At 63.7% G+C, this 13,136-nt stretch carries 11 protein-coding genes; 4 read left to right on the forward strand and 7 right to left on the reverse strand.

Annotated elements, in window-relative coordinates; translation table 11 throughout:
* Nucleotides 1–390: 390 nt before the first annotated feature.
* The 3 genes from galE to EN949_RS25585 all read left to right on the forward strand — a co-directional run bounded on the left by galE (nucleotide 391) and on the right by EN949_RS25585 (nucleotide 4,572).
* Nucleotides 391–1,386, forward strand: coding sequence for a UDP-glucose 4-epimerase GalE (gene galE / locus EN949_RS25575; protein WP_064995687.1), 996 nt, complete (start codon nucleotides 391–393; stop codon nucleotides 1,384–1,386).
* A 106-nt stretch (nucleotides 1,387–1,492) separates the two neighbouring features.
* The gene (locus EN949_RS25580) at nucleotides 1,493–2,743 is read left to right on the forward strand and encodes a D-amino acid dehydrogenase (RefSeq protein WP_127365813.1); all 1,251 of its coding nucleotides are present in this window, start codon (nucleotides 1,493–1,495) and stop codon (nucleotides 2,741–2,743) included.
* A 2-nt stretch (nucleotides 2,744–2,745) separates the two neighbouring features.
* Nucleotides 2,746–4,572, forward strand: a complete 1,827-nt coding sequence (locus EN949_RS25585) for an alanine racemase (RefSeq protein WP_127365812.1) — start codon at nucleotides 2,746–2,748, stop codon at nucleotides 4,570–4,572.
* Here the strand turns inward: EN949_RS25585 and EN949_RS25590 are convergent, their stop codons facing one another.
* The 7 genes from EN949_RS25590 to EN949_RS25620 form a co-directional block, all read right to left on the reverse strand.
* Nucleotides 4,573–5,949: an FGGY-family carbohydrate kinase gene (locus tag EN949_RS25590; protein WP_127365811.1), complete on the reverse strand. Its 1,377-nt coding sequence runs from the start codon at nucleotides 5,947–5,949 to the stop codon at nucleotides 4,573–4,575.
* The gene (gene rhaM, locus EN949_RS25595) at nucleotides 5,946–6,263 is read right to left on the reverse strand and encodes an L-rhamnose mutarotase (protein ID WP_127365810.1); all 318 of its coding nucleotides are present in this window, start codon (nucleotides 6,261–6,263) and stop codon (nucleotides 5,946–5,948) included. Before rhaM ends, EN949_RS25590 begins: the two co-directional genes overlap by 4 nt.
* A complete protein-coding gene (locus tag EN949_RS25600) occupies nucleotides 6,263–7,258 on the reverse strand; it encodes an ABC transporter permease (RefSeq protein WP_024503129.1) in 996 nt (331 codons plus the stop codon). The genes rhaM and EN949_RS25600 overlap by 1 nt, the downstream gene beginning before the upstream one ends.
* A complete protein-coding gene (locus tag EN949_RS25605; protein WP_013533601.1) occupies nucleotides 7,255–8,229 on the reverse strand; it encodes an ABC transporter permease in 975 nt (324 codons plus the stop codon). The genes EN949_RS25600 and EN949_RS25605 overlap by 4 nt, the downstream gene beginning before the upstream one ends.
* A complete protein-coding gene (locus tag EN949_RS25610) occupies nucleotides 8,226–9,767 on the reverse strand; it encodes a sugar ABC transporter ATP-binding protein (RefSeq protein WP_127365809.1) in 1,542 nt (513 codons plus the stop codon). The genes EN949_RS25605 and EN949_RS25610 overlap by 4 nt, the downstream gene beginning before the upstream one ends.
* Nucleotides 9,768–9,851: 84 nt before the next feature.
* Entirely contained in the window at nucleotides 9,852–10,847 is a 996-nt protein-coding gene (rhaS, locus tag EN949_RS25615) for a rhamnose ABC transporter substrate-binding protein (protein WP_013533599.1), read from the reverse strand.
* Nucleotides 10,848–10,902: 55 nt separating this feature from the next.
* Nucleotides 10,903–11,712 carry a DeoR/GlpR family DNA-binding transcription regulator gene (locus EN949_RS25620; protein ID WP_013533598.1) on the reverse strand — a complete coding sequence of 270 codons (810 nt, stop codon included), beginning with the start codon at nucleotides 11,710–11,712 and terminating at the stop codon, nucleotides 10,903–10,905.
* 185 nt (nucleotides 11,713–11,897) lie between these two features.
* On the opposite strand from EN949_RS25620, the gene EN949_RS25625 reads away from it, so the two are divergent.
* Nucleotides 11,898–13,136, forward strand: a 1,239-nt coding sequence (locus EN949_RS25625) for a bifunctional rhamnulose-1-phosphate aldolase/short-chain dehydrogenase (RefSeq protein ID WP_127371814.1), incomplete at its 3' end; no start/stop codon positions are given.

Raw genomic sequence — 13,136 nt, forward strand, 5'->3', positions numbered from 1 at the left:
ATTGGAACGCCAGATGGCGCGCGGGAACTTGCCCGCGATCCGCTCGAGGTCGGCGAAAACGCGGTAGCGACGCTCGGCATGGAGCTGGTCGATCGCTTCCTCGAAAAACCGCTGATAGTTCATGTCGCCTTCCCAATTTTTGCGCGGGATCATAATCATTGGCCTGTTGGTCGTCCACCTGGCCTTTTTGGTCAAAATGCCACGCCCCGGACCTGTTCCTAACGACCGCGGATCGTGGCCTATTCCCTTGATGTGGATGAACTTTGTTTCAGGACAATGCCACTGGCCGGCAATGCCGGTTACCAGGGGTTCCAATGGCCATGCGGCGGGCTTTCCAGTAGAGCGGGGTTGAGACAGTTTCCGATAAATCTTGGATAAGCGAGGACGCGGATGACAGTTTTGGTGACAGGCGGCGCCGGTTACATCGGCAGCCATATGGTCTGGGAGCTGCTGGATGCCGGCGAAAGCGTGGTCGTTCTCGACCGTCTTTCCACCGGTTTCGAATGGGCGGTGGCGCCGGAGGCCAAGCTGGTCGTCGGCGATGTCGCCGACAAGGAATTGGTCGGCGCGGTCATCAGGGAGAACAAGGTCGACGCGATCATTCATTTCGCCGGCTCGATCGTGGTTCCGGAATCGGTCGCCGACCCGCTCAGCTATTATGAGAACAACACCTCGAAGACGCGCACGCTGATCGAAACCGCGGTGCGCGAAGGCGTGCCCAATTTCATCTTTTCCTCGACCGCCGCCGTCTATGGCGGCGCCGGGCTGGAGCCGGTGCGCGAGGACGCCCGCCTGGCGCCGGAATCGCCCTATGGCCTGTCCAAGCTGATGAGTGAGTGGATGCTGCGCGACGCGTCGATCGCGCATGGCCTGCGCTATACCGCGCTGCGCTACTTCAACGTCGCCGGCGCCGACCCGAAGGGCCGCACCGGCCAGTCGACACCGGGCGCAACCCATCTGATCAAGGTCGCATGCGAGACGGCACTCGGCAAGCGGCCGTTCATGCAGGTGTTCGGCACCGATTATCCGACGCCGGACGGCACCTGCATGCGCGACTACATCCATGTCAGCGACCTGGCGGCGGCGCATCGCCTGGCTTTGCAGCGGCTGCGCGCCGGGGGACAGAGCCTCGTCGCCAATTGCGGCTACAGCCATGGCTATTCGGTGCTGGAGGTCATCGACAGCGTGCGCCGCGCCTTTGGCCATGATTTCGAGGTGAAGATGGGTGATCGCCGCCCTGGCGACGCCGCGGCGGTGGTTGCCAATTCGGATCTCGCCCGCGCCGAGCTCGGCTGGACCCCGCAACGCGACGATCTCGACCAGATCGTCGCCGACGCGCTCGCCTGGGAGCGCATCCTGACCGGCAAGAACTCCGCGCGCGGCTGAGCCGGGTTCTCCCAAGGGCTCGCAAGCCGGGCAGCGAAGCGCTATTGAAGGCGTTCGCGGCAAGGCGCGGAGGCGCGGCGCCGCGAGGAGATCTTGGGGGAATGGCATGAAAATAACGGTGCTCGGGGCCGGTGTCGTCGGTACGGCGGCCGCCTATTATCTGGCCAGCGACGGCCATGAGGTGACGGTGATCGAGCGCCATCCGGCGGCGGCACAAGGCACCAGCCAGTCCAATGCCGGCCTGGTGTCACCGGGTGACGCCACCGCCTGGGCCTCGCCGGCGGCTTTGAAGACCTTCCTGCGCGGGCTCTACAACCATGATCTCGGCATCAAGGTCAGGCTGCGCCTTGATCCCTATTTCCTCGCCTGGAGCCTGCGTTTCCTGCGCCAGTGCACGGTGGCGCGCCTGCGCGCCAACACCGACATCAAGCTCAGGCTCGCGCTCTATTCGCGCGACTGCATCAATGCGCTTTCGGAAGCGACCGGCATCCATTACGACGAGCGCAAGAAGGGCACTCTCTATTTCTTCCGCTCGCAAAAGAGCCTCGACACCGGCACCGACAATTACCGTTATCTTGCCAGGCACGGCCTGCCGATCGAAATCGTCGGCCGCGACCGGCTGGTCGAGCTGGAACCGGGCCTTGCCGGCGTCAAGGACAAGATTGCCGGCGGCGTCTATTCGCCAACCGACCAGACCGGAGATTCCAAGCAGTTTGTCGACAGGCTGGCCGCCTATGCGGCCGAGAAGCTCGGCGTCAAATTCCTGTTCGGCACGACAGTCGAAGGCCTCGACATCGAGGGCGACCGGGTGCGCGCGGTGATGACTTCGGCCGGCCCGGTCGCCGGCGATGCGGTTGTCATCTCGATGGGGCCGGAAAGCGGCCTGCTCGGGCGCCGTTACGGCATCGACCTGCCTGTCTATCCGGTAAAAGGCTATACCGCGACGATTCCCCTGGAGGACGAAAGCAGGGGACCGACCATGGGCGGCGCCGACGAGGACCGGCTGATCGGCTATTCCAGGCTGGGCAACCGCTTGCGGATGTCCTCGACGGCCGAATTCACCGGCTTCGACCGCACTTTCAAGCCCGCCGATTTCAAGACGATCATCAGCACCGGCAAAGATCTTTTCCCGGGTGCCTTCGACGAGAAGAAGGCTGTGTTCTGGGCGGGCCTGCGCCCGATGATGCCGAACTCGGTGCCGGTCATCGGCCAGGCGCGCTACAAGAATCTCTATCTCGACACCGGCCACGGCCATGTCGGCTGGACCATGGCCTGCGGCTCGGGGAAATTCCTTGCCGACCTCGTTTCCGGCCGCAGGCCGGAGATCGACCCGCAGGGGCTGGTCTACGGGGGCTAGTGATGTCGGGACCGCAAGTCGCCATCGACCTTGGCCGCATCGAGCGCAACGCGCGCACCATCGTCGAGCGCTGCGCGCTCTCGGGCATAAAAGTGTTCGGCGTCACCAAGGGCACTTGCGGCATGCCGCAAGTGGCACGCGCCATGCTGCGCGGCGGCGTCGCCGGCATCGCCGAATCGCGTTTCGAGAACATCCGCCGGCTGCGCGACAGCGGCATCAACGCACCGATCATGCTGCTGCGCAGCCCGCCGATGGCGCGGGTCGAGGAGGTGGTGCGCACCGTCGACATCAGCCTGCAATCGGAACTCGCCACCATCCGCGAAATTTCGCGCATCGCCGAGCGCATGGGCCGCGTCCACGACATCATGCTGATGATCGATCTCGGCGATCTCCGCGAAGGCATCTGGCCGAACGACCTGATCCCCACGGTTGAGCAGATCCTGCAGTTCAAGGGCGTGCGCATCGCCGGTATCGGCACCAATCTCGGCTGCTTCGGCGCCATCATGCCGACGCCGGAAAACCTTGGGCAGCTCGTCGCCCATGCCTACAAGACCGAGCGCCTGTCCGGCAAAAGCCTCGACGTGATTTCCGGCGGCGCATCGTCGTCGCTGCCGCTGCTGCTCGAAGGCAGACTTCCGGCCGGCATCAACAATCTGCGCGTCGGCGAGGCGATCCTGCAAGGTGGCGTCGAAACCTTCCGCGATGTGCCATGGGCCGAGCTCGAGCCCGATGCCTGCCGGCTGACCAGCGACATCATCGAGGTCAAGCTCAAGCCGTCACGGCCGATCGGCCAATCGGGCTACGACGCCTTCGGCAACCAGCCGGTCTTCCCCGACGAGGGCGACAGGCTGCGCGCCATCGCCAATATCGGCCGCGAGGACGTGCTGGTCGAGGGGCTGACGCCGATCGCCAGGGGGATCCGGGTGCTGGGCGCCTCCAGCGACCATCTGCTTTTGGACGTCGCCGATGCCGACCCGCCGCTGGCCGTCGGCGACCGCGTCGCCTTCCGCATGAGCTATGGCGCCATGCTTTTGGCAATGACCTCGGAATATGTCGAGAAGGCCCCGATGCACGACGTCGAGGATTTTTCCGGCCGCAAGATGGTGTCGATCTCCGCCGAACCGGGGGCCGCCGGGATCCTGGCCCGGGAGGGCACGGGGGCGCGGCTGGAGGCGATGAATTTCGACGTCGTCGAATTGGCCGATGTCGAGCGGCCGCCATCGGGGCTGATCCGGCTGGCCGCCGGCACCGACCGTCGCGTCGCGCATAAGGCTCTGACCGCAACGGCGCGAGCCACGCATTCCTGCGGCCTGATCTGGATCGATTCCATCGCCGCCTTGATGCCTGAGGACGAGGACGGCATCGACCTGCCGGAAGGCTCGGTCCTGGCGCGCTCGCTTGGCCTCGACCACAAGGCGGGCGCCCTGCAGCCGCAACTGTCTCCCGAAAATGTCGTCATCATCGGCCTGCGCCACGCCGATCCGGCCGAAGCGCGCGTGCTGAAGGACTCACGCGTGTCGGCCTTCACCATGACCGATATCGACGCCATGGGCATGCGCGACCTGATGCATGAAGCGATCCGTATCGCCACATCAGGCACGCAAGGCTTTCATGTCAGCTACTCGCCTACAGTGACCGAATTCGCCGGCTGGGCGGCGGGCTCCGGTGGGCTGACCGTGCGCGAGACGCATCAGGCGATGGAGGCGATCGCGCTCTCCGGCGGCTTGCTGTCGATGGATGTTTCGGGCCTGACGGCGGATCTGGAGCCGCGGATCGGCACCGACGCGGTCAACTTCGTCATGTCTGCCTTCGGCAAACGGATTCTCTGATCAGCCCTGCACTTCCACTGCCGCCCGCCATGCGCTGACGTAGTCGACCCAGGCTGGGTCTATAGGCCGTTCTATTCTTTCGCCCTTGCCGTGCGTCGCCGGCCGATCGCATGCCAGCAGCGCCGCGCCGATGCTGGTGCCGGTGGCGGCCTCGGACGCAACCACGGCGCGCGCCGTGGCTGCCGCCAGCATGCCGACAAAGAGCCGGTTGCGGGCAAAGGGGCCTTCGACCGTGGTCGGGCCGTCGGCACCGATCAAGTCGAGGCAGGTCGCCGTCATCAGGGCCAGATAGAATGAGATGGCGGCAAAGCGCTGGCCTTTGTTGATGCCGTCGGCGTTGAGCCATGCCGCGGCATGGTGCGGGAACGGCCCCGAGCCTTGCTGGGTCGACGGCAGCAGCAGCGTCTTTCGCGCCAGCACAGCGCCGACATCATCCTCGGTCCACTGCTCCGGCTGATCCTTTGTCAGCACCGAAAACTCGCGGCCGCCCATGAAGCGCGCCGAGGGAACGGGATCACCGAGCGCGTTGACATTGACCAGCGTGTCGCGCGCGGCATCCAGCGCAATCTGTTTGCCGCCGACCGCCATCGATACCACCCAGGTGCCGGTCGAGACGACGGAGAAAGGCGGTTTGTCGGAGAGAAGATGCGGCAGCAGCGAGGCGTTGGAATCATGCAGGCCGCAGAACACCGGCGTGTGCGGATCCAGTCCGGTTCGCACAGCAACGGTGGGCAGGATCGGGCCGAGGCGATCGCTGGCCGGCCGCACCGGCGCCATCAGGCTTCGCCACTCCAGCCTCTCGACCAGGGATGAAAAATCCGCTGTCCACGGGTTCCACAGGTCGGTGTGGCAGCCGAGCGAGGTGACCTCGTTGGCGGCGATGCCGGTCAGGCGCAAGGCCCAGTATTGCGGGTACATCAGCAGCGCCGCGGCCCTGGCGAATTCCGCCGGGAAGCTCTTCTGCTGCCAGAAGAATTGTGCTCCGAGATTGAGGCCGAGCGGCAGGCGCGGCGTGCCGGTCTCGGCAAAAGGCGGGCGGATCGCGTCGTAATCCTCGGCCATCCCGTCGGGGCCGTCGAACTCATAGTCGAGCACCGGCAGCACCAGTTCACCCGCCGCGTCGACCAGCACGCCCGTCGCGCCATGGGTGGTGATCGAAATGGCGTCGATGCGCTGTTCGCGGTTGAGGCCGGCAAGGCTTTCGAGGATGAATGCCCACAGTGCCTCGACATCGTGATGTGGGTAAGGCGCCTGCCGCACCGGCGCATTCGCCATGCGGCGCAGCGCCACCTCGCTCAACGCAGCGAGGTCGACCAGCGCCACCTTGGCGTTGGTCTTGCCGATGTCGATGACGGCGATGTGGCGCATCGCACTCATGCCATGTGGAACATTGTTTCCAGCTTCACGGCCACCGGCTCGTTGTCCGGCCTGGTCTCCATGATGTCGGCCATGTGGGCCCACCAGCGCTGCATCACCGAATGTCCGGGCAATTCGTCCATGCGGTGGTCGTCTTGCCGCCACAGCACACCGAACAGGATATTGGTCTCCTCGTCGAGATGGATGGAATAATCGGAGACGCCGGCCTGCTTCAGCAGCGCGACCAGCGACGGCCAGATCTCGTCATGACGCTTATTGTACTCTGCCTTCATGCCGGGCTTCAGCTTCATCTTGAACGCGTATTTCTCGGCCATCAACGCCCTCCGCGCAGCCGCCGCCAGACGATCGGCAAGGCGATGACGATGATCAGCAGCAGGCCGATGAAGATCGACATGACGATGCCCGGCACGTTGAGCAGGCCGAGCCCGAAGGTCACCAGCCCCATGATGAAGGCGGCGAGCACGACGCCCAGAATGCTGCCGGCGCCACCGAGGATACTGACGCCGCCGAGCACCACCATGGTGATGACTTCGAGTTCATAACCCTGCGCGATCGAGGGCCGCGTCGAACCGAGGCGCGAGGTGATCAGCACCGAGGCGATGCCCGACATCAGCCCGGTCAGGCAAAACAGGATGAACTTGGTGCGGCCGACGCGCACGCCGGAAAATTGCGCAGCGACCGGATTGTTGCCGATGGCGAAGACGCGTCGGCCGAAACTCGTGCGGTGCAAGAGGAACCAGTAGACGACAGCCGCGATCAGGAACAGCACCAGCTCGAACGACACCACCCACCAGACATAGCCCTGGCCGAAGAAGGCGAAGCTTGAGGGATAGCCTTTGTAGGCCTGGTCGCCGAGGATGATGAAGGCGATGCCGCGAAACAGGCTCATCGTGCCGATGGTGACGACGATCGAGGGCAGGCCGAGCCTTGTCACCAGCAGACCGTTGAAGGCGCCGCAGCCAAGCCCGACAACGATGCCGATTGCCACCAGCACTGGCGTGCCGGCGCCGGCCTGCACCGCCATGCCCATCATGGTCGACGCCAGCGCAATGATGGCGGCCACCGACAGATCGATCTCGCCCGAGATGATCAGCAGCGCCATGGCGAAGGCGATCAGGCCCTTCTCGGTGAAATTGAAGGTCAGATCGGACAACGAATACGGGTCGAGGAAATAGGGCGAGGCGAAGCTGTTGATGGCGAAGATGGCGACGGCCACCACGACCAGCAGCGCTTCCCAGGAAAAGATCGCCGAACGCAGCGGCTTGTCGAGCCGGTCGGGAATGTGGCGCGGGGCAGGGATGTCGGTCACGCCTCCACCTTTCTGAGGATGATGCGGCCTTGCTGGCGCTCGCCGCGCGCATTGAGCACGACGGCCAGAATGATTGCGCTGCCCGAAATCGCCATCTGCCAGAAGGGTGAGATGTTGATGACCGGCAGCGCGTTGGAGATGATGCCGAGGAACAGCGCCCCTAATACCGCGCCGCCGACCGAGCCGATGCCGCCGGCGATCGAGATGCCGCCGATGACGCAGGCGGCGATGATGTTGAGCTCATAGCCATTGGCGACCTCGACCGAGGCGATCACGTAGCGCGAGATCCAGAGATAGCCCGACAGGCCGCCAATCATGCCGGAGATGCAGAAGACGATGAATTTCGTCCGGCCGACATCGATGCCGGCATAGACCGACGCCGTCGGGTTGACGCCGATTGCGTAGATCGAGCGGCCGAGCGCGGTGCGTGTCATCACAACGAAGAACAGCGCAATGACTAGGATGGCGATCCACGACAGCACCGGAATGCCGAGGAAGGCCGCGCGCTGGAAGCCGATGAACTCCGGGCTCATCTTGTCGGCATTGACCCAGGCACCGCCGGACAGGACGAAGGTGGCGCCGCGATAGATGGTCAGCGTGCCCAAAGTCACTACGATCGAGGGGATGTTCAGCCGCCAGACCAAAAGGCCGTTGATGGCGCCGAGCACCAGGCCGACGACCAGCGCAATGACGATCAGCAGCGGGATCGGGATCGCCGGATGCGCGGCGTTCAGCATCGCCACCACCATGCCGGTGAAGCAGAGGTTGGACGCCATCGACAGGTCGATCGACCGGGTCAGGATGACCACCATCTGGCCAAGCGCCAGGATCATCAGGATCGAGGTGTCGTTGAACACCTGACGCAGATTGGCCGGATCGGCGAAGGCCGGAAAACGCGTCGAGATCAGCCCGATCAAGACGATGATGGCAGCAGCCAGCCAGATTTCGCGGTATTTGAGGAAAGCCTTCATGCCGCGATCCCCGCTGCCGTCCGAACCAGCGTCTCGGCGTCCAGCCCCTTGTTGTCGTAGACCGCCGCGACTAGCCCCTCGCGCATGACCACGACACGGTCGGACATGCCGAGGATTTCGGGCAGCTCGGACGACACCATGATCACCGACAGGCCTTGCGCCACCAACTCGGCCATGAAGCCGTGCACGGCGGCCTTCGAGCCGATGTCGATGCCCTTGGTCGGCTCGTCCAGGATGATCACCTTGGGCGACGTCGCCAGCCATTTGGCGATGACGATCTTCTGCTGGTTGCCGCCCGACAGCGTGCCGACATCCTGGCTGAGCGAAGAGGCCCTGAGGTCGAGTCGCTCGGTGTAGGAGCGGGCCAGATCGAACTCCTCCGACAGCCGCAGCAGGCCGGATTTCGACGTGCGCTTGAGCGAAGGCAGCGAGACGTTCTGGAAGATCGGCAGGCCGATCACCACGCCTTGCTTGCCGCGTTCTTCCGGTACGTAGACGATGCCGGCATCGATCGAATCCGCAGCCGATTTCGGCGCGATCGTCTTGCCTTCCAGCGTGATCGTGCCGGCTGAGGTGCGGGTGATGCCCGATATCGCCTGCATCACCTCGCTGCGGCCGGCGCCGACAAGGCCGTAAAAGCCGAGGATCTCGCCCTTGTGCAGTTCGAAGCCGATATCGTTGAATTCGGTCGGATGCGACAGGCCGGAAACGGAGAGCACCGGTGCGCCGATCTCGGCCTTGCGCTGCGGGAAGATGTGATCGACCGCGCGGCCGACCATCAGGCGCACGATCTGGCTCTGGCCGGCATCCTTGATCAGGCCTTCGCCGACCATCTCGCCATCGCGGAACACCGTGTAGCGGTCGGCGATACGGTAGATCTCGTCGAACTTGTGGCTGATGAACAGGATCGCCTTGCCATCGCTCTTGAGGAATTCGATCAGCAAAAAGAGCTCCTCGATCTCCTTCATGGAAAGCGCGGCGGTCGGCTCGTCCATGATGACGATCTGCGCGTCGATCGACATGGCACGCGCAACCGCGACCAGATGCTTGTTGGCGATGCCGAGGTCCTTCAGCCGCGCGTCGGCGTCGATATGGCCGGCATGCATGGTGTCCAGCACTTCGCGCGCATTCTTGCGCATCGTGCGCCAGTCGATGGTGCCGAAACGCGTGCGTGGCGCGTGGCCGAGAAAGATGTTTTCGGCGACGCTCAGATCGTCGAACAGCACGGTTTCCTGGTGGATGGCGGTGACGCCATGGCCGAAGGCGGCATGCGCGCTGGGCAGGGTGACGGCGTGGCCGTCTATGCTGATCGTGCCCCCGTCGGGCTGGTAGATGCCGGTCATGATCTTGACCAGCGTCGACTTGCCGGCGCCGTTCTCGCCGATCAGCGCTGTCACCTGGCCCGGATAGAGCGACAGGCTGACATTGTGCAACGCGCGCACGCCGGGAAAGCTCTTGGAGATGCCGGACAGCGTCAGGCGTGGAGCCGGGGCCGGAGGCCGCTCCTTCACCGCGCCGTGTTGGGCTGTCGTGTCCATAGTCGTATCAAGCCCTGAAACAAGGTTCGTTTAAAGCCGCGGCGGGACGTGAGCCCCGCCGCGTCAGCTCTAGAGAACTCCAGATCAATAGATCTTGGAAAACTTTTCGATGTTCGACTTGTCGAACTGGAAGGGCGGAGCCATTGCAGCCGAGTTGGTGTCGTCGAGCGTGACCTTGCCGACGCGGCCGATCGACAGCGTGGCGCCGGGCTTGGCCTCTTCCTTCTTCACCGCCAGATCATGGGCGAGGTAGACGGCCGAGTAGCCGAGGTCGATCGGGTTCCACAGGGCAACCGCCTGGCTGGAACCGTTGTCGATGAACTTCTTGAACTCGGACGGCAGTGCGAGACCAGTGACATTGACCTTGCCGATCAGGTTCTCGTCGGTGACGACCTGGGCGGCGGCAACGACGCCGACGGTGGTCGGCGCGATGATCGCCTTCAGGTTCGGATAGGACTTCAACAGGCCCTTGGCTTCGTCGGTGCTCTTGGCCGAATCGTCATCGCCGTAGACGGTGGCGACGAGTTTGATCTTGGGGAACTTCTCCGGCAGGATCTTCTTGGCCGCGTCGATCCAGGCGTTCTGGTTGGTCGCGGTCGAGGAGGCCGACAGGATGGCGACCTCGCCGCCTTCCGGCAGGTGGTCGGCGGCGAGCTTGATGATGGTCTCGCCGATCAGGCCGGTGTCGGACGGGTTGAGGTGAAGCTGGCGACCTTCCTTGGCGACGCCCGAATCCCACGAGATGACGGTGATGCCGCGTTCCATGGCCTTCTTCAGCACCGGCACCAGAGCGTCGGCGTCATTGGCCGAAATGGCGATGGCGTTGACCTTCTGCGCGATCAGCGAATTGACCACTTCGATCTGCGCTTCGGCGGTCGCCTTGGTCGGGCCGGTGTAGATGATGTCGACATCGCCGAGTTCCTTGGCCGCCTCTTCGGCGCCCTTGTTGGCGGCATCGAAGAAGCCGTTGCCGAGCGACTTCACCACCAGCGCGATCTTGACGTTTTCGGCATAGGCGGCATTCACGAACATGGCGGCTGAGAATGCAGCCGTCACCATCAATTTCTTCAAGAAGCTCATCGAATTTCCTCCCTTGAGCGTTGCATTCCATCGCCGCTGCGAGCGCGAGTTGGCCTCAGGCCTGCAGTGAAGATTCTTCCTTGTTGGTTGCGGATGTGCGGGCGACGATCAGCGTCACGCCGGCGGTCTCCAGCATCTTGGCTTCACGATCCTCGATGCCGTCATCGGTGATGACGGTGGCGATGCGCGACAGGCCGCACAGGATGAGGCTGGAGCGTTTGCGGAATTTCGAGGAATCGACCAGCACCACCAACTCGTCGGCCTGGTCGATCAGTTTCTGCTCCGCCTGGATCAAGAGCGGATCGCCCTCCATCAGGCCGAGCGGCCCCAGACCCTGCGCACCCATGAACATGCGGCGCGCATAGAAATTGCGCGTCACGTCGTTGTCGAAGGGCGACAGGATGATGTTCTGCTCGCGATAAATGGTGCCGCCCGACAGCATCACCGTATTCTTGGAGTGCTTGAGCAGGTGCTCGGCGATGGGGAACGAATTGGTGAAGATCGGCATGCGGCGGCCGGTCAGGAAATGCACCATCTGGAAGGTGGTGGTGCCGCCATTGATGATGATCGGTTCGCCGTCGTTGCACAGCTCGACCGCTTCACGCGCAATCGCCCGCTTCTGCGAGGCGTTGATGGTTTCGTTGACGGAAAAGGGCCGGCCGGCCAGCCCGATGAACTGCGGCGGCGAGATTGCCTCGGCGCCGCCGCGCACGCGGCGCAGGCGCTTCTGGACGTGGAGAGCCGCGATATCGCGCCGGATCGTCGCCTCGGAGGACTCCGTCAGGTCGACCATCTCCTGCACCGTCACCACAGGCTTTTCCTGGACGGCGGACAGAATGATCCTGTGGCGCTCTTTTTCGTGCATGGTTCCTCCCTGCCCGGGCATCTAGGCACCCAAAACGCGCAGTGTCAATCATTTCCGATCATATAATTTCATTGTGCAGTGCAATATGATCGATATTGATCGTTTGTGATTGACAAGCCGACCGCTTCCGTGGAAATTCGGGGCCAAATGGCCGCGCCTTTTGCGTGCCTTCGGGAGGATTTCTTATGCTCGACAAGCGCACCGGCGCGCGCCTCGCCAATCTGTGGGACGAGGCCAAGGCTCACGCCATGAGCGGGCCGGAACTTCTGGTCTACCGTTCGAACACACTTGGTTCCGACAAGCGGGTCACCAACTATGGCGGCGGCAACACGTCGTCGAAGATCTGGCAGAAAGACCCGCTCACCGGCGAGGATGTCGAAGTGCTGTGGGTCAAGGGATCGGGCGGCGACAGCGCCTCGATCAAGCTGGACGGCTTTGCCACGCTCTACATGGACAAGCTGCGCGCGCTCAAAGGCCTCTATCGCGGCGTCGAGCACGAAGACGAGATGGTCGGCTTCCTGCCGCACTGCACCTTCAACCTCAATCCGCGTGCGGCTTCGATCGACACGCCGCTGCATGCCTACGTGCCGAAGCCCTTTGTCGACCACATGCATCCCGATGCCATCATCGCCATTGCCGCGGCGAAGGATTCGAAGGCGCTGACGAAAGAAATCTTCGGCGAGGCCATCGGCTGGCTGCCGTGGAAGCGCCCTGGCTTCGAACTTGGCCTGTGGCTGGAGAAATTCTGCCTCGAACACCCAGCCGCCAAGGGCGTCATCCTGGAAAGCCACGGCCTGTTCACCTGGGGCGACACCCCCAGGGAATGCTACGAGACGACGATCTCAGTGATCAACCAGGCGATCGAATGGTTCGAGCGCCGCTCCGAGGGTGTCGCTATCTTCGGCGGTGAAGCGGCCAAGTCGCTCGACGCCACTGAGCGCCGTGCCATCGCGGCCAAACTGATGCCGAGGATTCGCGGCCTGATCTCGGAAAGGAGCCACAAAACAGGCCATTTCGACGATTCCACTGCTGTGCTCGAATTCGTCAACTCCAGGGATCTGCGCCCGCTGGCGGCACTTGGCACGTCGTGCCCTGACCATTTCCTGCGCACCAAGATCCGCCCGCTGGTCATCGAGTTCGATCCGGCAAAACCCGATGTCGATGCCGTCATCGCGCGTCTTGCCGACGACATCGCCGAATATCGCGTTGGCTACCAGGCCTATTACGACAGCTGCAAGCATCCGGACTCGCCCGCCATCCGCGATCCCAATGCCGTCGTCTACCTGATGCCCGGCGTCGGCATGTTCACCTTCGCCGGCGACAAGGCGACGGCGCGCATCTCGGGCGAATTCTATGTCAACGCCATCAACGTCATGCGCGGCGCCTCCACCGTGTCGTCTTATGTCGGCCTGCCTGCACAGGAA

This window comes from Mesorhizobium sp. M7A.F.Ca.US.007.01.2.1 (assembly GCF_003998165.1).
In the GTDB taxonomy this organism is placed as follows: Bacteria; Pseudomonadota; Alphaproteobacteria; order Rhizobiales; family Rhizobiaceae; genus Mesorhizobium; species Mesorhizobium ciceri.